Origin of the sequence: Streptomyces sp. NPDC059874, assembly GCF_042731135.1 — a bacterium.
Lineage (GTDB): Bacteria > Actinomycetota > Actinomycetes > Streptomycetales > Streptomycetaceae > Streptomyces.
Map to the genome: position 1 here is coordinate 44798 of NZ_JBHWJY010000004.1, position 24527 is coordinate 69324.

Sequence of the window (24527 nt, forward strand, 5' to 3'; positions counted from 1 at the left end):
GGACAGGGAACGGTCCGCGCCGTGGCCTCCGTCGCCGTGCTGGTGGCCGTCGCCACCGGGTGCAGGAACGATGCCACGCCGGCCTGGGGCTACCCGGAGCTCGAGGCGACCTTGGGGTCGCTCTCCCGTGCCGTGGAAGAAGCCTGTCGCGGGAAGGCTCCCGGCAGCTGCGCCGACGACCTCGACGGGCTCGCCGCCCTGGCGGAGCGCGCCTTCGCCGAGGTCCTCGACCACCGACTCCTCGACGCCGCGTTCGTCGACGCCAGGAGCGATGTGGGCCGCACGAGGGAGTTCCGCCTCACCGCCGAAGCACAGGCCCGGTCACGCCGTGATCCGCATTACGTCCCCTTCGAGCGGGCGGTGGCGGCCGAACGGCTCGCCTATCGGCGCCTTCTGGTCGAGCTGGAGAGGGTCCGCGCCACTCCGCCGCCGGGTGACGGGATGGAGCCCGTCTGAGCCTGCGCCACCGGCCGGGGGCGCGGCCAGGGGCGCCGGCGCTACGGCCGCCGGGGCGGGGTGGGGAGCACCGTGCCGTCGAGCGACACGAGGGAGAGGACGGTGATCGAGCCCGTCCAGGCGAGGGGGGCGACCGAGGAGGGCCTGCCCTCCTTGTCCACCTTCTCCGGCAGCTCGCCGAGCGAGTTCCTCTTGGAGAGAATCCAGTCCAGGACCCTTCCGGCCTTCGCCGGCCGCCCCGTGGCGGCCCATGCGAGCGCGAACAACGCCGTACTGGGCGTCCACGCGTTCCCGCCCCAGGGCGCCGTGGGGTCGTTCCCCGGGGTGAGCCCTCCGTTGGGCAGGAGCAGCGCCCGGTAGGTGACGTCCAGTGCCCGGTGCAGGCCGGTGGGGGCCGCGTTGAAGGGAGGCGCCATGAAGGCCACCGCGCTGTCGTACCCATGTCGTCCGTCGACGGTGCGCTGGTATCCCAGGGGAACGAACCGTGCCGAGATCGCGGAGGAGAGCCGCCGGGCGGCCCGGGCCCAGCGCGCCGCGTCGTCCGGCCGGTTCGCCTCCCGGGCGAGGTCGGCGGAGGCGTTGAGCCCGGCGAGCAGCGGCGCGGCCGTGCCGATGTTCGCGGTGTTCGTCATCAGTTCCCAGTAGTCGGGGGAGGCCGGGGGCAGACCGTCGGTCCGTAGGGAGCGCGCCGCGTGGTCGGCCGCCTTGCGGATCATCGGGTAGAGGGTGGTCAGCCGGTCTCGGCGGGTGGCCCGGGGTGCCGTCCGGTACCACTGCCAGGTGGCCCAGGGGACCCATCCGTTGGCGTCGAGCTGCCAACGCCTGCCGTCGGGCGGGCCGGACCCGTCGAGCTTCGTCCGCGCTTCCCAGGTGCCGTCCTTGCGCTGGGTCGCCGCGCTGTAGCGCAGGATGCGGTAGGCCTCGGCGTCATGGCCGGTGTGCGCGAACGCGGCGGAGGCGAAGCTGGCATCGCGCGGCCAGGAGTAGTTCCAGCCGGGACTCCACCCTGCCGCCAGGGCGCCGTTCGGCTGGAGCAGGGCGCGCATGGCCAGGAGGGCCCGCTCGGCCGCCGCGCGCTGCGCCGGCGACTTGCCCGGGACGCGGCCGGAGGCCAGCCAGGCGCGGCTCTCCGCGATCTGCTGCCGCGCCGGCGGATGGTCGAGGGCGACGACGGCCGACGTGGTCCTGGCGGCGGGAAGGTACATCCACCGGCCGAACGCCAGCCGCAGGACGTTGCTCCCCTCGACGTACCGCGCGCCCCGGGCGACGGTCGGCGGAACCCCTTCGGCGGCCGTCGTGTTGGACAGGAGACCGACGGCGGGAGCGGCGGGCACCGACGGCGGCGCGTACCTGCGCTCGGCCTCACGACGGCTCTGGTCGCCGCCGGCGCACACGGGAACGGCGACGAACGCCAGGACCGCCGTGACGACTGCCCAACGGCCGCGTAGGACACCGGGCATCGCCACTCCATCTGCCGGGCCCGCGGACGCGCGGACCTGGGTTCCCCATCCTGGAACAGCCCTGAGAAGGCCGCCACGGTATGCCCGCCGGCCGGGTGAGCAACGGGGCCCGAGGGGTCTCGCGGCCGTAACCGTCCTGGCGCACCCGGGATGCCGGTGGTGTCGAACCGTGCACATCATGGGTGTTCGCGGGCCGTGCGGTCACCGCGGTCGGCGGGCGCGTCGGCTGCTTCTCCGGCCGGGCCCCGCTGCGAAGGGGTGGTGTATGGGCACTGCTGCGGTCGAGGGCGAGGACGTCCGGACCCCTTCATCCGCGGTGCGCCGGGCCACCGGCCGCCGTCCCCTCCTGCGCGGTCTCCTCCCCGCGGCCGGGGCGACGCTCGTCGCGGCGGGCGGCGCCCTGATCGCCGTCGGCTGCTTCCTCGGTCTCTACGTGCGGCCCACGTCCGACGACTGGTGCGCCGCGTGGAAGGCCCGTGACCTGGGAGTGCTCGGCATCACGTCCGATTTCTACACGACCCAGAACGGCAGGGTCGCCAACGCCTTCATGAGCGGTGTCGTCTACGGCCGCGGACTGGTCGGGGCCAAGATCCTGCCGACGGTCATCGCCGTCTGCTTCACGGTCGGACTGGTCCTGCTGGGGCGTGAATTCGTCCGGCTTCTCGGCGGCAGACCCCGGGCGCCGGCCCTGACCGCCTGCGCCCTGGTCGTACAGGCCCTGGTCTACTTCGGGGGCACCCGCAGCTACCAGGTGCTGCTGTGGGCCCCTGCCACGATCTCCCACACCGTCCCGAGCGTCATCGGCCTGTGGGCGCTCCTGTTGGCCATCCGGACCGTCCGCCATCCAAGCGCCACCGCCCGCGTGGCCGGCTTCGTCTCCGCGTTCCTCATCGGCTTCGCGCTCGGCACCCTGAGCGAGCCGTTCGCGCTCGTCAGCGGGTTGCTCGCCGCCCTGGTCGGACTGCTCTCGCTGCCCCGTCTCGGCCTGGCGCGGGACTGGCGTCCGTTCACCTGGTGCCTGCTCTGGTGCTCCGGCCTCGTCTTCGGTCTGGTCGTGCTGTACGCCTCCCCGGGCGCCCGATGGCGCCGGGCCCAGCAGCCGGATCGGGCATCCATGCTGTCCGGGGACGAGCTCAGGGGCACCTTCGAGGGCTGGCTGAGCATCTGGGACTCCGTCACCGGCCAGTGGGCCTACCTCGGGGCCGCGGCCGTCGGCGTCCTGCTGGGTCTGGCGAGCGGACTCGGCGGGCCCGCGCCCGGGAAACGGGAGCCGCGGCGTGCCGTCCCTCGCAAGATGCTGATCGCCATGCTCCTGGTCCCGGTGCCCGTGGTGGTGCTGGGGTCGCTCGCGGTGATGGTGGGTCTGCGCAGCGGCTACGGGCCGAGCGGGTGGACGTACGCCCGTACCTGGACGAGCTTTCTCGTACCGATGGAACTCGCGCTCTGCGGCTACGGCGCACTGCTGGGAGCGTGGGGCGGGCGGCGGCTCTCGGGCCGCCGTGCCGCCGACCCGGTCCTCGTGACCGGCGCCGTCGCGGCGGGCTGCGTGGCGCTTGCCGCAGTTGCCGCGCTCGTCCCCAACGTCCGGCAGCTGACCACGACCACCGTCGCCCGTTCCGTCGCCTGGGACGCCCAGAACTCCCGTATCCGGACCGAGATCGCACGGGGAGCCACGGACGTGGGCTACCGGCCCCTGTACATCGGCGCTCTCGCCGAGCCCTTCTTCACAGGGAACTACGAGCGGGACTGGGTCGCCGCCTGCGTGTCGAAGTGGTACGGCGTCGACCGGATCCACCGCCGCTGAGCCGCGACCCGCGCCGCACCCTTGTACGGGACGCCGTCAGGTCATCGACGATGCCTTCGCGCGCGCGACCTCGCCCGCGTGGACGGCGCGCATGACACGCTCGACGGTTTCATCCTGTTCGCCGACCGGAGCCGCGTAGCCGATGGCGCCGCGCGCGGCATCCTCCCCGAGCGTTCGGGTGATCACCCAGGCGGCGAGGTACTGCGATGCCAGGCAGCCACCCGCCGTGGCGATGTTCCCTTCGGCGTGCAGCGGCGCGTCCAAGACGGTGACGCCGTAGGCCTCGACAAAGGGTCGACTCGTCATGTCCGCGCACGCCGGCATGCCACCCAGCAACCCGAGGCGCGCGAGCACCAGCGCTCCGGAGCACTGCGAACCGATCAGCTGTCGCGACGAGTCGAGCGGCAACATGGAGAGCAGCCGGTCGTCGGCGACCACATCGCGCGTCTTCACGCCGCTGCCGATCAGCACGACGTCGGCATCGGCCACGAACTCCATCGGCCGCTGCCCGGTCACCTCGACACCGTTCATCGAGGTCACCACGGGTGTCGGCGTCGTGATGAAGGCCTCCAGGCCGTCCTTTCGACACCGGTTGATCAGCGCGGAGGCGATGAAGCTGTCGAGCTCGTTGAACCCGTCGAAGGTGACCACGGCTACCTGCATGACAACTCCCTCGGTTCGAAATCCGAACTCCACTCTCCCAAGCGTGCCGTGCCCGGGCCGCGAGCCAATCGGCGACAGGTGGCCTGCCTGCCACGGCCCCACGCACGCCCCTGGCGCGTCGTCATATGCGTCGCCTCCGCCCGGGGCACGACCCATGAGCTGGTCCTCGTCATCCAGCTCGGAAGTCGGGGCGTTCCAGGACACTGCCGTGTAGGCCTTGCGCTGGGCGGACTCGTAGGACTGCGGGCCTGCGCCGTCGCCGCGCAGGGTGACGATGGTGTTGCCGTCGCGGTCGACGACGGCGACGGTGACGCGCTGGTTCTCCTTCTCCGCGGCGTCGAGCGCGACCTGAGCGGCCCTCGTGGCGGCGTCGACGGTCAGGTGGGTCGACTGGGTCAGGTTCTTGTTCTTGGCGTCTGCCTTCGCCGCGGTCTGGGCGGCCGGGGCCGGGGCGGCACTGGCGTTGTACGCGCCGAAGCCGCCGAGGGCGAGGGCGGCGATCAGGGCACCGCCGGCGACGGTACGGGTGCGCTCGTGGACCCGTCGGCGGCCCCGGCTTGTCGGCGGACCGGCTGCATGCCGCGTGCAAGAGGGGTGACACACGGGTCATCCGATCGGTTTACCCCGACTCCGTCTCGTTGGGCGACAATAGGGTTGTTTGTCCAGTTCAGGACCCCTATGTCAGGAGGTGCACGTGCGGCCCGACCGCTCTGGCCCGGCCCGCGAACCAGGCGCCGGCGGCGTCCCCGGGGGTGTGGGTGCCCCGGCAGAGCCCTCCCGCTCCGACCTCGGCTCCGCCGAGGAGGGCGGAAGGACCGTTTCCGGCAGCGAGCCGGACGACCGGCGGCTGGCGCTGGTCATGCGGGTCACGTTCTTCGTACTGGTCGGCACGTCGATGCTCCGTTTCGTCCAGCGGCACACGCAGGAAGCCCGCGCCCCTTGGGTGATCGCCCTCGCGGTGGCGCTCGCCGTCCTCTACACGCTCGGCCCCGCCATGGCCGCCAAGACGTACCCGACCCACGGCCGCACGCCGTGGCCGCCGGCCTCCCGACTGGTCTGGCTGGGCCTGGTCGTCACCACCTGGGCCGTCCTCGTCCTTCTCGCGCCCAGCTTCGCGTGGGTCGCGGTTCCCCTGTTCTACTCCGCGCTGCGCACCCTTCCGCCCGTCGCCGCGTACGTCCTCGTCGCGTTCCTCACCCTCTTCGTGATCTTCGCGCAGCTGGCGCTGGCCCCCCGCTTCAACCTCGATCTGGTGATCGGGCCCGTCGCCGTTTCCGCGCTCGCCACCACCGTCTTCCTCCACATGCAGCGGCAAGCGGCCCGCCAGCACGCTCTCATCGACGACCTCGTCCGCACCCGCCGCGAGCTCGCCGCCACCGAACACCGCGCAGGCACCCTCGCCGAACGCCAGCGGCTGTCCATGGAGATCCACGACACCCTCGCCCAAGGCCTGTCCAGCCAGCAGATGCTGCTCCAGGCCGCCGACCGGACCTGGGACACCGACCCGGCCAAGGCCCGCGGCCACATCCGCACCGCCGCGTCCATCGCCGAGCACAACCTCGCCGAGGCGCGCCGCTTCGTGCACGACCTCGCACCCGCCGACCTCGCCCACGGCGGCGGCCTGCACGCCGCGCTGCACGCCCTCGCCGAGCGGGAGTCCGGCGCGGGGCTCACGGTGCGCGTCCACATCGACGCCGGTGAGCAGAGCGCCCCGCTGCCCGATCGTGTGCAGTCCGCGCTGCTGCGCATCGCCCAAGGCGCGCTGGCCAACGTACGGGAGCACTCCGGCGCCACCACCGCCGCGCTCACCCTCACCGGGCTCGACGACCGGGTCGTCCTCGATGTCGCCGACAACGGACACGGTTTCGACCCCGCCGCCCTCCCCGAGTCCCCGTCCGGCGTGCGCGGACACGGCGTCCCGGCGATGCGGGCCCGGATACGCCAGCTCGGTGGGACGCTGACCATCGAGTCGGCGCCCGGAGAGGGTGCCGTACTGACCGCCACCGCCCCACTCCCCTGAGAGCGTCGGCCAGTTCACTCGGCGGCCGATCCAACGGAGCCGTCACCAGAAGCGCGGAGAGTTCCATCTCGATCGCGGCGGCGGCGCCGGCCTTCTCGTAGGCCGGGAAGGGGAGGAGGCCGGGTTGGAAGGCGGCGCGCGTCCAGACGATGCCCCGGTGGTGGGGTGCGCCGGCCTCACGGGCCGCCTGCTGGCGCGCCAGTACCGCCTCTCCGACCGAAACCATCGACGTCGCGCAGGACCACCCGGCGGTGGTGAAGGAGCCGGCGGCGGCCTGGGAGTCCGCGGCCTGGCGCAACGGCGTCTTCCCCCTCGCCGACGGCAGCGGCGAGCTGCACGAGACCGACGCCGGCCCGCTGCCCGCGGGCCGGCGGACGGTCACGCTTTCGGCCGCCGCAGTGGAGGGACGGCGCTGGGAGTTCCGCGTCCTGATCGACGGTGTGGAGACCGGCCGGTCGGACAGCGTCCACCAGCTCATCGGCATGGCGCCCCTGCAAGGCATCAGCGTGGGCGTGGACCGCGAGTCCCCGGTCTCCTGGCCGGTCTACGAACGCCACCGCAGCTTCCGCTGTACCGGCGACGCGCGCGGCCGCCGATCAGAGGACCTTGGAGAGGAACGCGCGGGTGCGGGCGTGCTGCGGGTCGTCCAGGACGGCCGCGGGCGGCCCCTGTTCGACGACGGTTCCGCCGTCCATGAACACGACGGTGTCGGCGACCTCGCGGGCGAAGCCGATCTCGTGCGTCACGACGATCATGGTGGTTCCGGCGCGGGCGAGGTCCTTGATGACGTCCAGGACCTCGCCGACCAGCTCCGGGTCGAGCGCCGAGGTCGGCTCGTCGAAGAGCAGCACCTTGGGTTCGAGGGCGAGCGCGCGGGCGATGGCCACGCGCTGCTGCTGCCCGCCGGACAGCTGTCGCGGATAGGCGTCGGCCTTGTCCGCGAGCCCGACGCGGTCCAACAGCCGGCGTGCCGCCGCCTCGGCCTCCCCGCGCGGGCGGCGCAGCGCGGAGACCGGGGCCTCGACGAGGTTGTCCATCACGGTGAGGTGCGGGAAGAGGTTGAAGTTCTGGAAGACGAACCCGATGCGGGTGCGCTGCCTCAGCACCTCCTTCTCCTTCAGCTCGTACAGCTTGCCGCGGGAGCTCCGGTAGCCGATGATCTCGCCGTCGATGCCGACCCAGCCGCGGTTGACCTTCTCCAGGTGGTTGATCGTGCGCAGGAGCGTGGACTTCCCCGAGCCCGAGGGGCCGAGGACCACGGTGACCTCGCCTGCGCGGACCTTCAGGTCGACGCCGCGCAGCACCTCCAGCGGCCCGAAGCTCTTGTGGACGCCGCGCACGTCGACCATGACGTCGCTCACGGGCTCGCCCCTCACGTGTGCTCGGCCGGGTTGATCTGCGACGTGTCGATCGCCGAGGCGGTGGTACCCCACTTCTTCAGGATCCGCGCGTACGTACCGTCCTTGATCAGTTCGTTGACGGCGGCCTGGACGGCCGGGGTGAGCGGGGAGCCCTTCTTGAAGGCGAATCCGACGTCGAGGCGGTGGTACTCGCCGAGGAAGGTGGTCTGCGCGGCGGGCTGCGCGGCCTGGTGGCGCAGGCCGTTGATCGTCGACATGACGACGTCGATCCGGCCCTGCTGGAGGGCGGTGGTGACGGCCCCGGGCTCGGAGAAGACCTTGACCTCGTACGGCTTCTTGCCGGCCTCGGCGCACACGCCCTTCTGCGCGGTGAGGGTCTTCTCGAACGTCGTGCCGGCTCCGGTGCCGATGGTCAGTCCGCACAGCTGGGTGAGGTCGGAGACCTGTGTGGTCAGCGTGGTGTTGCCCGTCTTGACCGCGAAACCCTGGCCGTCGTTGATGTACGTGACGAAGTCGATGGTCTTCAGGCGTTCGGTGGTGACGCCGAAGTTGCCGGTGCCGAGGTCGTACTTGCCGCTGCCGAGGGCCGGCAGGATCGTCTCGAAGGAAGCGTCCTGCCGCTCCAGCTTCACGCCGAGGACCTTGGCCACCGCGTCGGCGATGTCGATGTCCTGGCCGGCGGGCGGCTTGTCCTGGCCGTTCGGGTAGTACGCCGAGGGCGGGGAGCCGACGGAGCTGCCGACCCGCAGGCTGCCCGCCTTGCGGACGTCGGCGGGGAGCAGGGCGGCGATCGAGTCCACGGTCCGTACCCCGGCGACGGGGTCGTCGGCCGGCGCCGGAGAGGCCTGGGCACCCCCGACCGCCGGGGCCGCGCCACCGGAGCCACAGGCGGTCAGCGCCAGGAGGGGCAGCAGGGCGAGGGCGGCGGCGGTGCGTCGCAGGCGGGTGTGGATCTCGCTCCCGGGGAGGTTCACAGCGGGGAGGCCTTTCATCGCGGGGCGTGGTGCCGAGGCGGGGCGTGCGTGCGTGCTGCGGAGGTCACCCGCGCACCGCCGTGAGGGTCTGGTGGGGGTCGTGGTCGTGTGCCGCGTGCGCGGCTTGGCGCTCCGCGTCGCGCTTCGCGACCTCCTCGCGGACGAGGGGAATCACGTACCGGCCGAAGTCGATGGCGTCGTCCAGCAGGTCGTAGCCGCGGGCCGAGAGGATGTCGACGCCGAGGTCGTAGTAGTCCAGGAGCGCCTGGGCCACCGTCTCCGGGGTGCCGACCAGGGCGTTGGAGTTGCCCGCGCCGCCCGTGGCGGCGGCGGTCGGGGTCCACAGCGCCCGGTCGTAGCGCTCCCCCGCCTCGGCTATGGCGAGCAGCCGTTGAGATCCGGTGTTCTGGGGTGCCGGGGCTTCCAGGACGCCGTTGCGCTGGTGCCGTACGAGGCCCGCCTCGCGCCGCTGCCGGATGGCGCCCACCGTGCGGTGGGCCTTCTCCCAGGCCAGTTCCTCGGTCGGGGCGATGATCGGGCGGAACGCGACCTGGATGCGCGGCACGTCGGTGCGGCCCGCGGCCCGCGCGGCGGTCTTCACGGCCTCGATCTGCTCGGCGGTCTTGGCGAGCGGCTCGCCCCACAGGCAGTAGATGTCGGCCTCCGCACCGCCGGCCGCGTACGCGGCGGGTGAGGAGCCGCCGAACGAGACGTTCGGACGCGGCTGTTGGACGGGGAAGACGTCGCTGACGAAGTCGTGGAAGCGGTAGTGGTCGCCCTCGTGGTCGAAGGGCTCGTGGGTGGTCCAGATCTTCTTGACGATCCGGATGTACTCGCGGGTGCGGGCGTAGCGCTCGTCCTTGGTCAGGGTGTCGCCCTCGCGTCCCTGTTCATGGTCGTTGCCGCCGGTGATGAAGTGGACGGTCAGCCGGCCCTCGCTGATCCGGTCGAGGGTGGCGAACGTCTTGGCGGCGTAGGTGGGGTACGAGACGTTGGGCCGGTGGGCGAGCAGGATCTGGAGGCGGTCCAGCCTGCTCGCGATGTACGCGGCCGCCGGCGCGGGGTCCGGGGATCCGGAACCGTAGGCGAACAGCACCCGGTCCCAGCCGTGGTCCTCGTGCGCCCGGGCGAGCCGGAGTGTGTACTCCTTGTCGAAGGCGGCGCCGGTTCGCGCGGTGGTTTCGGAGCCGTCGTTGGTGGCGGCGATGCCGAGGAATTCCACGGGCATGGGGTGGCCTTTCGGAAGCGATGGTGGATCGTGCACGCGGGCAGGAGTGAACAACCCTTGCTGCTGCGTGAAATGAGAAGACGTCAAAAATGCGCATGCGGCGGTGCGATGCGGGCGTGACGACGCGGGGCGTCGGGAAATCGGGGTGGCGGCAGCGCACGTACGCGCTCGCGGCAGCGTGTCCTCGTGCCGGTCGCTGCCCGCGGCCCGGTGGTCGTGCGAAGGGGGATCTCGGCCCGCGACGGGGTCACCGAGGGAGGGAAGGGCCGATCAGACAGCCCGCTGCCGCATCAGGCGCAACACGCCGCGGACCACACCCGACCGAAGTCGATGTAGTCGCGCGAGACCAAGCGCTGATGGGCATTCATGCGACTACTTGAGCAGTACATGCTGCTCTTCGTCAAGCAAGGCTCGGATCGCGGCCGGCTTCGGACGGCCGCCGGCCCGGACGTGGTTGACACGGCCGGGCGGTAGGCACATACGATCAACCACGGAGCGGCTCCGCCGTGCACGGAAGCCCCTCCGCCCGCGTTGAGGGACGCGGCGAGCGTGACGACACGAGTACCGATTCCCGGCCGCACCGCATCCGCGGAGGATGTGCCGCGCTTCAGCGCGCCGTGCCGCCGGGTGGTCATCCACGCCCGCGCCCCCTTCCCTGGAGCCCTTCCCATGGCCACCCCTTCCGATGTCTCCGACGTATCCGACTCCGTCGCCGCTCCCGCCACGGCTGCCGCCCCCCTGACGAAGCCCTCGGGGGCGCACGGCACCCCCGAGACCGAGCTGCCTCCGATCGTCCCGCGCCGGCGCATCGGCCGCGGGCTGTCCGCCACCGCCGCGCTGCTGGTCTTCGCGATGGTGCTGGTCTCCGTCGTCCGCAACGAAGCCTTCCAATGGGACGTGGTGGGTCAGCACTTCACCACCGCCGCCGTGCTCGACGGGCTTCTGCTGACACTGTGGCTGACCGGCGCGGTGATGGTGCTCGGCTTCCTGTTCGGCACCGTGCTGGCGGTGATGCGGCTCTCCGCCAACCCGGTTCTGCGGACGCTGAGTTGGGGTTACGTGTGGATCTTCCGGTCCACGCCGCTGCTGGTGCAGCTCCTGTTCTGGTTCAACATCGGCGCCCTGTACCCCACGCTGGGCCTCGGCATCCCGTACGGCCCCGAACTCTTCACCATCAAGACGGTGAACCTGCTCGGCCCGACCCTCACCGCCGTCATCGGCCTGACGCTGCACGAGACGGCGTACGCGGCCGAGGTGGTGCGGGGCGGCATCCTCTCCGTGGACCCCGGCCAGACCGAGGCAGCTCAGGCCCTCGGCCTGAGCCGACGCCGCACACTGCGCCGGATCGTCGTGCCCCAGGCGATGCGCTCGATCGTGCCGACCGCCGGGAACATGCTGATCGGCACGCTCAAGGGCACCAGCATCGTCAGCGTGCTGGCCGTGCACGACCTGCTGTACTCGGTGCAGTTGGTCTACAACCAGAACTACCAGGTCATCCCGCTGCTGATGGTCGCCACCCTCTGGTACATCGCCGTCACCACCGTGCTGAGCGCGGGCCAGTACTACGTCGAGCGGTACTACGCGCGCGGCAGCTCCCGGGGCCTGCCTCTCACACCGCCGCAGCGACTGCGCATCCGGCTGACCGCCCTGCGCGCCCGGCTGCACACACTGACCGCCCCCGGAACCCGGTAGCCCCCGCCACCGCGGTCCGGACTGCTAGCCGGGGAGGCGGAACCCGTCGAAGAGGTCGTCCATGCCGCGCAGGGCCAGGCGGGCGGGGGTGGCACGGACCGCGAGGTCACGGGCCGCCACGGCGAGCGGGTGGCGGAGGGCGCCCAGGCGGCCGACGCGGCGGGCGCGAACGCGCACGGCGTCGGTGCGGTCGCGGCGGGCGGCCGTGTACGCCGCGAGGGCGGCCGACACGGAGTCGGTCGCGCCTCCGCTGCCTCCGCTGCCTCCGCTGCCTCCGCTGCCTCCGCCGTCTCCGACGTCTCCGGCGGGAAGCAGGTGGGCGAGGACCACCGCGTCCTCGATGGCCTGGCAGCCGCCCTGGCCGAGGTTGGGGGCCATGGCGTGGGCGGCGTCGCCGAGCCAGGCGATCCTGCCGTGGTGCAGGCGTGGGAGCGGGGCGGCGAGGTCGTACAGGTCGTTGCTCAGGACGTCGGCGGGGTCGAGGCGGGCGACGCGGTCGAGCAGGGCGGGAATCGGATCGTGCCACGAGCCGAAGCGGCGCCGGAGTTCCGCACGGGGGTCGGCTGACCGGGTTCCGGCCGGCACGACCGCGGTGGCGTAGAGGTAGAACCGACCGTCCGAGAGCGGGGTGACCCCGAACCGCTCGCCCCGCCCCCAGGTCTCGCTCATGGCCGGTATCCGGAGGTCCGGGGCGTCCACGATCGTCCGCCAGGCGGTCTCGCCGATGTAGTGCAGGCCGGGGTGGGCGGGGAAGTACGCCCGGCGCAGCGGGCTGTGGATGCCGTCGGCGGCGACGACCAGATCAGCGGGAAGGGCCGGGCCGACTTCCGTACGGACGACAGGGCTGCCGGCGGCGTCGTCGACGGCGGTCACGGTGGTGCCGTAGCGAAGGGCGTCCGGCGGGAGAGCGGCGGCCAGGTAGGCGGTGAGGGCCGGGCGCGGGACGGCGATCGGGGGCACACCGTAGCGAGCCGCCATGTCCGCGGTGCCGGCACGGGTGAGCCACTGGCCTTGGGCGCGGCGCACCCCCATCGTCGCGGGTACGGCGCTGCCGGCGGCGCGGGCGGCGTCGACGCCGATCGCATCGAGTGCGCGCAGGGCGTTGGGGGCGAGGCCGATGCCCGCGCCGGTGGTGGGAGGTTCGGGGGCACGTTCGCAGACGGTGACGTGCCAACCGCGCCGGCGCAGTGCGAGGGCGGCCGTGAGACCGCCGATTCCGGCCCCGGCCACCACGGCGTGACGTTTCGGCATGGAACACCTCTCCCTTCGGTTCGGACGCCCTCTACAGCCGCAGGCCCCTCACTCTACAACTGTAGAGCCAATCCATGGCGGGCTGGTCCGCGCAACCCGGGCAAGCCGAAGGCCCGCACCGCCACGAGCAACCGGTCGCGCGGCGCACGCGGCTTCGCAGCCCGTTGGCGCTGCCGAGACAGCCCGTTCACAATCCCGGGAGATGATCTTCACCGGACGCCGGCCCGCACCGTGGGAGCCGCGTCCGAGGGGGCGGGAACCGCCCGGCCGTGGTGAACCCGCACGGGATTCCCGGTGGGTTCGCCACGGCCGGGCGGTCGGGGACCGCGCCCGCCAAGGGCCACCAGCCCGGACCAATACACCGACCTGGGCCGCCGATCACCGCTCCTTCCGCGGCAGCCCCGAGACACCGACACCAGGCGTCGGCGGTCCGAGCCGCCGCCGCGAATCCAGGGACCGACCAACCGATGCACCACAGTGCGCCATTTCTGATCATTGGCCACCACCGATCCGGCACGAACTTCCTCGGAGAACTGCTCCAGCAGAACCCGGCCGTCGCCTGCGCCAACGAGCCGTTCTCCATGCACACCGACTTCTTCCGCGACAACGACCTCCGGCCCTGGTCCGCGGCCGAGTACGACCAGGCCGTCCTGCACCCGGAGTTGTACCCACATCCGAAGATCGTGCTGTTCCTCCAAGAGCTGCGGAAGTGGCTTGGCTCCTCCCCCGACGGCTGTCGGCGCGGCTTCAAGGAGACACTGCTCTACGAAAAGCTCCCCTGGCTCGGCGCGTACCTTCCCGGGCTGCGGATCATCCACCTGGTGCGCGACCCGCGAGCCATCGCCGCGTCCGTGCTCAAGGTGCCGGAGGCCGACGAGCTGTGGAAGTACAGCGTGACCGTCACCCGCTATCTGGAGCAGCAGCTCGGCCACCCGACCGGCGACGGGCTCGACCCGTTCGAACTCTGCCTGCGCAGCATCGGCATCCGCTGGGAGCTCGCGCGGCAGTCGCTGGCCGCCTTCGAGCACATCACCGTACGCCTGGAGGACCTGGTCGAGCACCCCGAGGACGCACTCGGTCCGCTGATGAAATTTCTCGACCTCGAACCCACCGTCGAACAACGGGACTTCATCGCCTACTCCCAGCAGTCCAGCCGCGGCGGCCGGTACTCCAGCTACCGCTCCCGCGACGCGGTGCTCAACTCCTGGCGCAGCCGACTCACGGATGAGCAGCAGGCCCGCCTGACCGGCGGCCTCAGGTCCTTCTTCGAGGAGTACGAATATGCCTGCTGAGCTGCGGCGCGCCCTGCGCGCGACGGCCGTCGCCGTTTCCGCCCTCGCACCGGAAGGACCGGAGCGGCCCCCTCTCCTCGTCATGCGTGCCCTGATGACCAATCACCACTACGCGGACCTGCTCAACGCGCTGAGGATTCCGGACGAGGGCGACGGCATGTCCCTCTACATCAACGCGAAGAACCCCGCACTCCCGCTCCGGTACGACCCTGCGGCGGGGCGCTACCGGGTGCGGCCCGGCCTGGAGGAGCACCCCGTCGTCGGCGTGCCGTGGCTGGGTGCCCGGCTCGCGGCCGAGGCCCTCGGCGGGCGGCTGCTCTCGGAGGACGAGTGGGAGCACTGCGCCACCGCCGGGTACGTCGGCCGGACGTATCCGTGGGGGGAGGGCGAACCGACCGCAGCCGCCGCCAACTTCGGCGAGAACGTCGGCAGCACCACGCCCGTCGGCGCGTACCCCGCCAACGATCTCGGCTTCACCGACATGGCCGGCAACGCGGAGGAATGGAGCTCCGACTGGTTCACCCCGCACCGCAGGGACCGGGATTCCCCGTCGGCCGCCGAGACGTACGAAAAGGTCGTCAAGGGCGGGGCCTGGAACAAGTCCGCCGCCCTGCTCGCCTGCGCCGCCCGACGCGGCAGGTGGTACATCGCCGGTTCGGCGTCCATCGGTTTCCGAGTGGCTTGGGAGGGCTGAGCGATGCTTTCCGTGATCTTCGACCTGGACGACACGCTGTGTGACTACGGGGCCGCCCGTCAACGCGCGAAGCGGAAGATCGATCTGCTGCTGAACGAGCACGGCGTGCAGGCCGGCCCGGCCTACTGGGCCCGGTTCGACGAACTGGACCCCGTGCTGTTCGCCCGGTTCACCGCCGGCGAGCTGGCCCGTGAGGAGTACCGCCGGCTCCGGTTCGAGATCCCCGCGACGGACGCGGGGACGGACCGGGCCACGGCCTCGGCGGCCGCCGCCCTGGCCAACTCCGCGTACGTGGCGAGCGCCAACACCGACATCGAGCTGTTCGACGACGCGCTGCCCGCTCTCGGCTCCCTGCGCGCCGCCGGGGCGGAGCTCTCCCTGTTCACCAACGGGCCGTCCGACGGTCAGCGGGCCAAGATCCGGGCGCTGGGCCTGGCCCCGCACGTCGACCACGTCTTCATCAGTGAGGAACTGGGCGCGGCCAAGCCCAGCCCCGCGGCGTTCGGCGCCGTTCTCTCCGGCCTCGGCCGGACCGCTCGGCAGAGCGTCATGGTGGGCGACTCACCCGCCACCGACATCGCCGGCGCCCAGGCCGCGGGCATCCGTGCGATTCTGCTCGACCGCACCGGCCGGCACGGTGATTCGGGCGTCGAGACCATCGCGGGCCTCGCCGACCTGCCCCGTCTTCTGGCGTCCGCCCCGTGAGCGGCGCCGGCATCCCGGGCGCCGAACGCAGCGGCGGCGACCCCGGCACCTTCCTCGACCCGGCCCTCGCCGCGGCGCTGGCCTCCGACCGCGCCGCCCTGGACCTGCGCACGACCAAGGCGGCCGTCGTCTTCTGGGACATCTCCGGCTACTCCCGGATTGCGGACGCCCTGCAGCACGACAGCGCTGAACTCCTCCGCAACATCCAGGAGTTCCTCACCAGCGCGGTCCTGGCCGTACAGCGCAACCACGGTGTCGTCCACAAGTTCCTCGGTGACGGCCTGATCGCCGTCTTCGGCAGTTCCCTCGGCGGTCCGGCCACCCCTGCCGCCGGAAACCGCCCCGACGCCGACCTCGCCCGGTCGGCCCTCACCGCCGCGGCCGAGCTGCGGGCGGAGTTCACGGGTATCGCCGACCGCTGGGTGGCGCACAGCGGCGCACCCGACCCCCGGATCTGGCAGGTCGGGCTCCGCTGCGGCGTCGCCATCGGCGACGTGCACCACGGGCGGCTCGGCCTCGGCCCCATGTCGGCGCTCGCACTGCTGGGGCACCCCGTCAACCTGGCGTCCCGCTGCTGCGCCGGCGCCGAGCCCGGCCAGGTGCTGGTGTCCGAGCGGGTTCGCGCGGCAGGGGCCGGGGCTTTCGACTTCCAGCCCGCCGGGCCGCCCCGGGTGCTCAAGAACATCTCCGGCGCTCAGCAGCTCTGGGCCGCCGGCGCTCCGCACCGGGAGGTCCGGTGACCGGCGCCCCCACCAGCCCCACCACCCCTACCGCCCCTGCTCGCCCGAGCGCCGCCGGGCGGGCCCTGACCGCCGTCCTGCTGACCGCCGTGACGGCCTACGCCCTGTCGATATCCCTGGTCATGCCGGCCCTGCCCGAGCTGGCCATCGACCTACGAGCCTCCGGCACCGCCATCACCTGGGCTCTGACCGGCTTCACCCTGTCCGCCGCCGTCACCACCCCCCTCGCGGGGCGGATGGGTGACCTTTGGGGCCACCGCCGCGTCCTGACCGCCGCGCTCGGGATCGGCGCCTTCGGCCTGGCCCTCGCCTCCGTGGCCGACGGACTGGCCCTCTTCGTGGCGGGCCGGGTGCTGGCAGGTGTCGGAGGCGCCGCCCTGCCGCTGACGTTCGCCCTGGTCCGCACGCTCAGCGCGACCGAGAAGGTGGCTCCGCGGATCAGCGTCCTGTCGACCGCGATCGGCCTCGGCGCCTCGGGCGGTTGGGTCCTCGGCGGTCCGATGACGGCGCTGCTCGGGACACGTTCGCTCTCCCTCCTCCCCCTGGCGCTGTGCGTCGCGGCACTGGCCGGCACGCTCCGCGTCGTCCCCGCCGACCCGGCGCCCGAACGCACCGCCGCGCCGGGCGACCCGCCGCAGGCATGGCGCCGCCTGGACGTCGCGGGATCCCTCGGGCTCGCTCTGTGGCTGTCCGCGCTCCTGCTCGCCTCCTCCCAGGGCGGGCACTGGGGCTGGGGGTCGCCGGGCACCCTGGCACTCACCGCCGCCGGGCTGCTCGGCGCGGTCGCCTGGGCCGCGTACGAGTTGAGGTCCCCCCGCCCCGTCATCGACCTGCGAGCCCAGCGCTCCCCGGCGCTGCTGGCCGCGGGTGGGTCAGCCCTGGCCTGCGGCTACGCCTTCATGGCGGCCGGGATCGTGATCCCCCTGCTGGTCCAGGCCCCGCCGCACACCGGCTTCGGCCTCGGCGGATCCGCCACCGCCGCAGGGCTGGTCCAACTCCCCACCGGGCTGGCGCTGATGGCTGCCGGAGCACTGGCCGGCCGGACGATCAAGCGGTACGGGACCTGCCGGACCCTGGCCCTCGGCTGCGCCCTGATCGCCGTCGGGTACCTCGCGGCGACCCTCGCGCACGGCAGCCTCGCCGCGCTGGCCACCATGAACGTCGTACGGGGTGCAGGCCTGGGCCTCGGCTACTCGGCCATGGGCGCACTGGCAGTGCAGTCCGTACCCGCGTCGGAGAGCGGCTCGAGCGCGGGCGTCAACGTGCTGCTGCGAAACCTCGGCACCGCCGTGGGCGCGGAGGTCACCTCCGTCCTGCTCACCGACGGCTCCCCCGGTGCCGTCACCGCGGCCTTCGCGGTGCCGGCCGCCCTGATGGCCGTCACCCTGGCCGGCCTGGCCGTGGTCGACCGACGGCTCACGGCCGGTGCGGGCTGACTCCGTTTGAGATGCCCCCGGGCAATCGGGCCGCTGGTCGGGGCCGACACGCCGGCCCGGATGCCGTGGATCGTCGGCCGGGTCGACGAGGATCGCACTGCGGCCACCGCCCGCGCCCCGCGTCTCGGAGAAGGCAGCCGCCCGCGACGGGCATGCCCGGCTCCGGCGGACCGCGCCGCGTGGGCGCGAGGTCCGCTCCGGCGTCGGGCCGGACGAGTCCGTTCCCCCCTCCCACCTCGTCGGAGTCACCATGGCCCCACCCTCGGACTCACGTCGCCCACGCCGCTTGCCGACGTCGATCCTGCCGGTCCTGCTTCCCATCGCGGTCCTGATGTTCGTGGCGGTGGCCGTGGGGTCATGGCTGCAGTTCACCGAGCGGCAGACGCTCGACACGGTCCACACGGTCGGATCCGGGGCCGCCGACAGGGTGGACGTGGAGGCCACCGTCCAACACGTCGACGCCTCGGCCAGAGAGCTGGTGCTACGGGTCCGGGTCACCCCGCGCGGAACCCTCGGCGAGGAGGGAGGGGCCGCCCCGGTGGCCGATCTCAGCCTCCAGACCTCCGCGGCGACCCTCGGCGACCTGGAGTTCAAGGCCCACGAGCGGCTCGCGATCAGGGACGTGCAGGTCGCGATCACGGGTGGATCGATCAGCGACTACCCGTTCGACACCTACGAGACCGACATCGAGTTCTGGGCACTGCTGGGTGGCAAGCAGGTGCCGGTGCGGATGCTGTTCTCCAACAACGCCACGCTCTTCTCCGTCTCCACGACACCCACGTCCGCCCCCCAAGACGCTGTCCTGGGGCTGGGGCTGGCCCGATCGGGCAGCCTGCTCGCCTTCGCGGTCTTCATGATGGGCGTGATGTGGGCGCTGGCGGCGTCCGTGCTCATGGGTGCCTGGTACCTGACGACCCGCCGGGAGGGCCTCGTCTGGGCCGCCCTCGGCTGGATGGCCGCCACCCTGTTCGCCCTCTCGGCGTTCCGCAACAACGCCCCCGGCACACCCCCGATCGGCTGCGTGCTGGACTGGTTCGCCTTCCTGTGGGCGGAGACCATCATCGCCCTGTGCCTGATCGCCGTGGTCATCACCGGCGTACGCACCGCCCTCCGTCCGGACGACGCCCGCCCGACCTAGAGCTGTGGCCGCCCGCGGAAAGCGCGGGCGGCCAAGTGGATGGTGAGGTCGTGGGCGATGTCGCGGACCACGAGCGGACTTCAGGGCGCGATCTCGAACTCAGGCGCCTCGAGGGTCTTCAGGCATTCGGTCTTCGGCGCGTCCGGGGTCTCGAAGAAGGAGACGGTGATCTCCTGGGCGCACTTGGACGTCGCGAACACCACGTGCGGCTCGTAGGGGACCGTGACGGCCTTGGCCTTGCTCAGCGTACGGGCCACGTACGTTCCGCTGTCCGCCCCGGTCTGGGCGTCGAACGAACCCGACACGACGAGGGTGGGGATGTCGCCCGACGTGACGTCCCGGATCGAGGGTGCGGCCGGGGGGACCTCCCAGACGTCACAGTCCTCGTGGAGGAACGGGAGCTGCGGAGCCTGGGCCTGCACCGAGCGGGGGAACGACGGGAACGCCTCCTGTCCACCCTGGATCGCCGCCTCCTTGCTCTCGTACGGAGTCCACTCGCTGCAGAAGATGCCGTTCGCGAGACCGTGCGAAGTCACCCCGATGCCCTTGGGATTGGTCCTCCAGCCCGCCCACTGCTGGGCGACCCGCTGCGGGTTGCCGTTCGCCAGCTCGTCGAGGGAGCGGGGTACGCCCTCCGCCGCGTGGGTCGCGGTGGCCAGCCAGGTCACCAGGGCTCCGCCGTCCAGTACGACCTTCACAGGCTTGTCGTTGCCGGGGACCGTGACGGTGGTGGTGACCGGTTTGGCTTCGAGGTCGCTGACGAGCTTCTCGAAGGTGGCCGCCAGGTTCGGATAGCGCTTGTTGCACGCCGGCTGGTCCGCGCAGGCCTTGAACAGGCCGTCGACGCCCTGCCGGAAGCTGGCCCAGGCCACGACGGACCCCGCCTTGGACGGCGGCAGTATGCCGTCGATGCCCACCGAGCGGAGCCCCTCGGGGTGCAGGCGCATGTAGATCAGCGCCAGGTCGGTGCCGTAGGAGATGCCGAACAGGTTCCACTGCTCCAGGCCGAGTGCGGTGCGCAGGTCGTCGTAGTCGGCGGCGCTCTCGGTGTCGTTGTACGCACTGAGGTCGGCCCCGGTGGCCGCCAGCTTGTCGCGGCAGGCCTTCGTGGCCTCGACGTGCAGGCTCCCGGTGGACGAAGCGTCGAAGGCGAGGCCCACGCGTGCGTTGAACTCGTCGATGTTGGGGCAGAGGAGCGCCGGGTCGGCCGAGTACGTACCGCGTTGGGACATGAAGATCACGTCCCGGTCGCGGTTCAGGCCGCCGTCGATCGCCATCTTCGCCTCGCCCACCGCATCGTCTCCGGGTCCGCCCGCGAGCCACACGATGGGGTCGGGCTTCGGCGTGGCGGCCGCGGCGGGCACGATCGCGACACCGAGTTTGAGCGTTTTGCCGCTTGGTTTGGCGCGGTTCTCGGGCACGGTGAGCGTTCCGCAGCGGGCCCCTTCCAACGCCTCGATCGGTTCCACCGTCTTCGGGCAGGGCCCCGGCTGGTAGCGGGCGTCGCCCACCGTCCGGGCGGTCGTGCCGATCGGTGCCCCGGGGGTGGTGTCGGGGCTTGGCTGCGCCTGCGCGGGCGCCGAGAGCAGGCCGGTGACGAGGAGACCGGTCGCCATGCCGGCCGAGGTGGCCAGGAGTCGTCGTGTGGTGCGCCGACGACGGGGCGCTTGGTGGAGTGTCATCTGTCCTCCCGGTCACTTCGGGATGATCGTGAACGGTTCGGGCTCGAGATCGTCCACGCAGCCGGTGTCGGGCGCGGTCGGGCGAGCGAGGAACGAGGCCAGCACGCGTTGCGCGCAAGGCGACTGCGGGACCACCCAGTGGCCGATTCCGGGGATCTGCACGGCGGTCGAGCCGGACAGGTCACGGATCACGTCCCGCGCCCAACTCATCCCGGTCTTCGCGTCGAACGTGCCGGAGATGACGAGCGCCGGGACCGAGCTGATCGTGGCCACCCGCTGGACGGAGGCGCGGTCCGGAACGTTCCAGATCCGGCACGCCGGGTACTGGAAGGGAAGTTGCGGCACCTGGGCCAGGACCGTGTCCGGCCATCCGGGGAAGGCCTTGCGCCCCGCGTCCAGCACGTCGGACTCCGAGTACCCCGGCGCCAACTCGCTGCACAACACCGAGTTCGTCAGGCCGTGCGCGAACTCGCCCACCTTCTTCTGGACCGAGCCGGCCGCGCGGGCCTTGGCGAAGCGCTCCGGGTTACCGTTGCTCAGTTCGTCGAGCGCCGCCGGGATGTCCTTGGGCCGGGGGTTGAAGGCGACGATCAGGTTGAGCAGCGCGCCCCCGTCGAGAACGGTCTTGACCGGCTTCCCTCCGCTCGGCGGCGGGACGTCCAGCGTCAGGGGTTGTGCCTCCAGCTTGCGCACCTGCTCCGTCAGCATGCGGGGGAGGTCCGGGTACCGGTCCTTGCAGGCGGGCTGCGCCGCGCACGCCTCGAAGATGTTGTCGATCCCCTCAGCGGCGCTGCTCCATCCCCACGGCAGGACCGCGCTTTGGGGAGGCGTGATCGAGTCGATCGCGAACGCGCGGATCCCCTCGGGGTGCAGGCGCAGGTAGGTGAGGGCCAGATCGCTGCCGTAGGAGTACCCGTAGACGTTCCACCGGGGGAGGTCCAGGGCCTTGCGCAGGTCGGCGAAGTCGGCTGCGTTCTCGGTGGTGTTGTAGGCGCTCAGGTCGACGCCGTCGGCCACCAGGCGGTCCCGGCACTCCTTCACCGCCTTCAGCATGAGCTGCTGCGCCGGCTGTGCGCCATAGCGCAGGCCCACCGCCTGCGCGTTGAACCGGTCGATCTCCGGGCACGCGAGGTTCGGCTGGTCGTAGAGGTTGCCGCGCTGAGCCATGATGATCAGTTCGCGGTCCTTGTTCAGGCCGGAGTCGACGAGGAACGGAATGTCGTCGAACGTGTCGCCCCCGGGGCCGCCCGCCATGAACACCACGGGGTCCTGCGCGGGCTTCGCCGGCGTGACGGCCGGAATGACCGCCACGGCCAGCTTGATGGTCCGGCTGCCCGGGCGGGAGCGGTTCTCTGGGACCTCGAGGAAGCCGCACCGTGCGTCGCTCAGCGCTTCGATGGGTTCGGGCGGCTTCGGACAGGGTCCGGGCACGAACCGGGACGGGGCTGCCGGAGTTGGCTGCCCCGCGGGCTGGGCGGGTGGCGACGCGGCGCTGCCGGGTGTGGGGCCAAATGCTGTCAGGCAGAACAGAGCTGCCCCGGCAGTCACCGCGGGGATGCTGTGCTTTGGCATGTGATCTCGTTCCTGTGCCGACATCGGCGGTGACCCTGCCGGGCCAGGCCGCAGCGGTTTGGGCGGAACGCGCGTTTTCGACGCTACAGGGTGGCTCGTACGCACGCACGTGGAGCGGTCGCGGCCCGTGGCCGCCCGGCTGGTCCCCGGCCGTCCCGCAGGGTGGGAGCCGTCGCCGGGAGTGCCACGGAAATTCCGGTGCCCTCACGCCTGCCTGCGGTTACCCTGCCTCGTCGCGAACGATCCACGGAGGAACCTCATCATGAGCAACACAACGCCGTCGTTTCCCGAGCGCATCGAGCTCTCGGGAGAAGGTCTCGTCCTGCGCGACTGGACGGAGGCGGACCTGGCCGCGATGCCGGAACTCTTCGACCACCCCGACATCGCGTACTGGACACCGATCGTCTCCCCCTTCGACGACGCGGCCGCCCTCGCGCGGCTGAGCCGGGACCGGCAGCTCCGCGCGGAAGGCACGACGATCCTTCTCGCCATCACCGTCGATGGCGGCGCACCGCTCGGGGAGGTGATGCTGCGGCGTGCCCCCGAGGGTACCGAGATCGGCTACGCGGTCGGCCCCGCACACCGCGGCCAGGGCCTGGCGGCGCGAGCGGTGCGGGTGATGGCCGCCTACGCCTTCGAGCAACTGGGAGTGGAGCAGGTGATCCTGGAGTTGGAGGCCGAGAACGGCGCCAGTGTCGCCGTGGCCACCAAGGCGGGCTTTCAACTGCTCGACGTACCGCTGATCACCGGCGAGGAGAAGGGACGGCCCTTCAGCTTGCAGACGTGGGGGCTCACCCGCTCCTGACAAGTTTGTCGGTGTCCTATCATCGCCCGGTGATACTCGACGCGGCCTTGGCCGATCTCCTCCGCGACCAGGGCTCCTCCGAGACGGGCATGGAGCGGGTCCTCGCCGCCCTGATCGACCAGGGCGTGTTCGTACCGGTGCACCACGACGGTTCGCTCCACCACCTGCCGCACCGCGAGAACGACGCCCCGGCCGTGCTCGCCTGCGTCAGCGAGGCGTGTTGCGCCGAGCACCTGCCGGAGGCCGCGGGTACCGTCCGCTGCGACGCGGTGCGGTTGATGGACATCGCCCGGGAGACGGGTGCCGAGCAGTTGCTGCTGTTCGCCTCGGACGGGGCGTCGGTCGTCATCCCGTTCCCGTCGCTGTTCCGTGCCATGGCCCGGCGGGGCCAACAGGGCAACGGGCAGCGGCTCAAGCTCACCTGGTCCACCCACCCGCTCGCCGTGGCCCTGCGGGACGCGGCCTTCCGGCGTCTGCGAGAGTTCCCCGCCATCGACTGCGTCTGGGTCTCGCACGTCCGTTGGCTGGACACCGGCAACGAGCACCTCATGGTGCACATGGCTGTGAACGAGGAACTCCCGTCGCCGGAATCCCAGCGGTTCGTCGAGACCCTGCTGGACGAGGAGCTGACGATCGGCGCGGATGACCCGATGATCTCGGCACTCGCACTCCACCGGGTCACCCACGCGGCCCAGATCGCCGACCTCGACCGGATGGGACTGGACACCATCCGCATCGACCACTCCACCGGGCGGATCGAGCTGATCTCCCAGGAGTACAACGACCCGGAGGCCGCCGCGGCCGCCCGCCGGGCCCACGCCGAGCAGCAGCAGGAACGGCACGACGCGAGGCCTCCGCGCCGTTGGTGGCGCCGGTCCTGACGGTGCCCCGCTCTCCCGGTGGACCTGGGCGACGTACGCATCGCGGAGGGGCGGGACCCCGGCCGGCGCCCCCGCGCTCTGCGGGTGCGGGGTTCGCCGGGATGCGGGAAGCTGGACTTGGTCTCTGTGCCGACGGTGGGACAGACGGGCGAGGAGGGCCTCGTGCACGCTTCAGGAAACGGCCGGCTCGCTCGCGCACTCAGGTCCAAGGTGCGGACGGCCACCGTGCTGTGCGCGGCGGCGGCTCTCGCCGCGGCCACGGTCCCGGCTTCCGCGCTGACCCCGGCCGTAACGGCTCCGCCGTCGGATCCGGTCGTGGTCGACTGCTTCTCGGAGGCCCAGGTACGGCCCGAGGAGTACTTGCTGGCCTGCGGGGACGGCAACAACCGCCTAGTCGGGCTCCGCTGGGACACCTGGGGGCCGCGGACCGCGACGGCCACCGGCACCGACATGGTGAACGACTGCAAGCCCTACTGCGCGGCGGGCCGCTTCCGGCCCTACCCGGTGACGGTGACCCTGAGCAGCCCGGAGCCGTGGCCGACCCACCCCGACGTGCAGCGCTTCACCATGATCCGACTCGTCTACACGGACACCGCGCCGTCCCCGGTCCCGAAAGACGTGACCTACAAACTCGTCTACTGACGTCGTCCGCGCAGGAGTGGGCGAAGGCCAC

21 protein-coding genes and 2 pseudogenes are annotated in these 24527 nt (G+C 72.0%); 13 read left to right on the forward strand and 10 right to left on the reverse strand.

What is annotated here, in order from left to right; all coding sequences use genetic code 11:
• The first annotated feature begins 21 nt into the window (after positions 1-21).
• Positions 22-456 carry a hypothetical protein gene (locus ACFV9H_RS03520; RefSeq protein ID WP_385392708.1) on the forward strand — a complete coding sequence of 145 codons (435 nt, stop codon included), beginning with the start codon at positions 22-24 and terminating at the stop codon, positions 454-456.
• A 41-nt stretch (positions 457-497) separates the two neighbouring features.
• Here the strand turns inward: ACFV9H_RS03520 and ACFV9H_RS03525 are convergent, their stop codons facing one another.
• Positions 498-1916 carry a hypothetical protein gene (locus tag ACFV9H_RS03525; protein WP_385392711.1) on the reverse strand — a complete coding sequence of 473 codons (1419 nt, stop codon included), beginning with the start codon at positions 1914-1916 and terminating at the stop codon, positions 498-500.
• Positions 1917-2181: 265 nt separating this feature from the next.
• Here ACFV9H_RS03525 and ACFV9H_RS03530 point away from each other — a divergent pair, with 265 nt between their 5' ends.
• Positions 2182-3720 (forward strand): DUF6056 family protein, encoded by a 1539-nt coding sequence (locus ACFV9H_RS03530; RefSeq protein WP_385392714.1) that lies wholly within the window; start codon positions 2182-2184, stop codon positions 3718-3720.
• Positions 3721-3756: 36 nt separating this feature from the next.
• Here the strand turns inward: ACFV9H_RS03530 and ACFV9H_RS03535 are convergent, their stop codons facing one another.
• Positions 3757-4383, reverse strand: a complete 627-nt coding sequence (locus ACFV9H_RS03535) for a DJ-1/PfpI family protein (RefSeq protein WP_385393069.1) — start codon at positions 4381-4383, stop codon at positions 3757-3759.
• A gap of 159 nt (positions 4384-4542) precedes the next feature.
• Positions 4543-4887, reverse strand: a pseudogene (locus ACFV9H_RS03540) (heme-binding protein); the annotation flags it as partial.
• Positions 4888-5242: 355 nt separating this feature from the next.
• Here ACFV9H_RS03540 and ACFV9H_RS03545 point away from each other — a divergent pair.
• The gene (locus ACFV9H_RS03545) at positions 5243-6403 is read left to right on the forward strand and encodes a sensor histidine kinase (protein ID WP_385393072.1); all 1161 of its coding nucleotides are present in this window, start codon (positions 5243-5245) and stop codon (positions 6401-6403) included.
• 31 nt (positions 6404-6434) lie between these two features.
• Here ACFV9H_RS03545 and ACFV9H_RS03550 read toward each other — a convergent pair.
• The 4 genes and pseudogenes from ACFV9H_RS03550 to ACFV9H_RS03565 all read right to left on the reverse strand — a co-directional run.
• Positions 6435-6626 (reverse strand): annotated as a pseudogene (locus ACFV9H_RS03550) (purine-nucleoside phosphorylase); the annotation flags it as partial.
• A gap of 373 nt (positions 6627-6999) precedes the next feature.
• Positions 7000-7764: an amino acid ABC transporter ATP-binding protein gene (locus ACFV9H_RS03555; protein ID WP_385392716.1), complete on the reverse strand. Its 765-nt coding sequence runs from the start codon at positions 7762-7764 to the stop codon at positions 7000-7002.
• A gap of 11 nt (positions 7765-7775) precedes the next feature.
• On the reverse strand, positions 7776-8738 hold the full coding sequence (locus tag ACFV9H_RS03560; RefSeq protein ID WP_385392719.1) for an ABC transporter substrate-binding protein: 963 nt from the start codon (positions 8736-8738) through the stop codon (positions 7776-7778).
• Positions 8739-8802: 64 nt separating this feature from the next.
• Positions 8803-9966 (reverse strand): LLM class flavin-dependent oxidoreductase, encoded by a 1164-nt coding sequence (locus ACFV9H_RS03565; protein WP_385392722.1) that lies wholly within the window; start codon positions 9964-9966, stop codon positions 8803-8805.
• A 669-nt stretch (positions 9967-10635) separates the two neighbouring features.
• Here ACFV9H_RS03565 and ACFV9H_RS03570 point away from each other — a divergent pair.
• The gene (locus ACFV9H_RS03570; protein ID WP_385392725.1) at positions 10636-11658 is read left to right on the forward strand and encodes an amino acid ABC transporter permease; all 1023 of its coding nucleotides are present in this window, start codon (positions 10636-10638) and stop codon (positions 11656-11658) included.
• A gap of 24 nt (positions 11659-11682) precedes the next feature.
• On the opposite strand, the gene ACFV9H_RS03575 is transcribed toward ACFV9H_RS03570, so the two are convergent.
• Complete coding sequence (locus ACFV9H_RS03575; protein WP_385392728.1) at positions 11683-12909, reverse strand: FAD-dependent oxidoreductase; 1227 nt, start codon at positions 12907-12909, stop codon at positions 11683-11685.
• Between the two features lie 467 nt (positions 12910-13376).
• Between ACFV9H_RS03575 and ACFV9H_RS03580 the strand changes: the two genes are divergently transcribed.
• The 6 genes from ACFV9H_RS03580 (at position 13377) to ACFV9H_RS03605 (ending at position 18914) form a co-directional block, all read left to right on the forward strand.
• Positions 13377-14201, forward strand: coding sequence for a sulfotransferase family protein (locus tag ACFV9H_RS03580; protein ID WP_385392730.1), 825 nt, complete (start codon positions 13377-13379; stop codon positions 14199-14201).
• Positions 14191-14895: an SUMF1/EgtB/PvdO family nonheme iron enzyme gene (locus ACFV9H_RS03585; protein ID WP_385392733.1), complete on the forward strand. Its 705-nt coding sequence runs from the start codon at positions 14191-14193 to the stop codon at positions 14893-14895. Before ACFV9H_RS03580 ends, ACFV9H_RS03585 begins: the two co-directional genes overlap by 11 nt.
• Positions 14896-14898: 3 nt before the next feature.
• Positions 14899-15600, forward strand: coding sequence for an HAD family hydrolase (locus tag ACFV9H_RS03590; RefSeq protein ID WP_385392736.1), 702 nt, complete (start codon positions 14899-14901; stop codon positions 15598-15600).
• Entirely contained in the window at positions 15597-16340 is a 744-nt protein-coding gene (locus ACFV9H_RS03595) for an adenylate/guanylate cyclase domain-containing protein (protein WP_385392739.1), read from the forward strand. The genes ACFV9H_RS03590 and ACFV9H_RS03595 overlap by 4 nt, the downstream gene beginning before the upstream one ends.
• Entirely contained in the window at positions 16337-17776 is a 1440-nt protein-coding gene (locus tag ACFV9H_RS03600) for an MFS transporter (RefSeq protein ID WP_385392742.1), read from the forward strand. Before ACFV9H_RS03595 ends, ACFV9H_RS03600 begins: the two co-directional genes overlap by 4 nt.
• A gap of 250 nt (positions 17777-18026) precedes the next feature.
• Positions 18027-18914, forward strand: coding sequence for a DUF4436 family protein (locus ACFV9H_RS03605; protein WP_385392745.1), 888 nt, complete (start codon positions 18027-18029; stop codon positions 18912-18914).
• Positions 18915-18994: 80 nt separating this feature from the next.
• On the opposite strand, the gene ACFV9H_RS03610 is transcribed toward ACFV9H_RS03605, so the two are convergent.
• Positions 18995-20596: an alpha/beta fold hydrolase gene (locus ACFV9H_RS03610; protein WP_385392748.1), complete on the reverse strand. Its 1602-nt coding sequence runs from the start codon at positions 20594-20596 to the stop codon at positions 18995-18997.
• Between the two features lie 12 nt (positions 20597-20608).
• Positions 20609-21907: an alpha/beta fold hydrolase gene (locus tag ACFV9H_RS03615; protein ID WP_385392751.1), complete on the reverse strand. Its 1299-nt coding sequence runs from the start codon at positions 21905-21907 to the stop codon at positions 20609-20611.
• 520 nt (positions 21908-22427) lie between these two features.
• Here ACFV9H_RS03615 and ACFV9H_RS03620 point away from each other — a divergent pair.
• The 3 genes from ACFV9H_RS03620 (at position 22428) to ACFV9H_RS03630 (ending at position 24496) form a co-directional block, all read left to right on the forward strand.
• Entirely contained in the window at positions 22428-22973 is a 546-nt protein-coding gene (locus tag ACFV9H_RS03620; protein ID WP_385393074.1) for a GNAT family N-acetyltransferase, read from the forward strand.
• 29 nt (positions 22974-23002) lie between these two features.
• Positions 23003-23854: a hypothetical protein gene (locus ACFV9H_RS03625; RefSeq protein ID WP_385392754.1), complete on the forward strand. Its 852-nt coding sequence runs from the start codon at positions 23003-23005 to the stop codon at positions 23852-23854.
• Between the two features lie 162 nt (positions 23855-24016).
• Positions 24017-24496: a hypothetical protein gene (locus ACFV9H_RS03630; protein WP_385392757.1), complete on the forward strand. Its 480-nt coding sequence runs from the start codon at positions 24017-24019 to the stop codon at positions 24494-24496.
• Positions 24497-24527 lie beyond the last annotated feature (31 nt).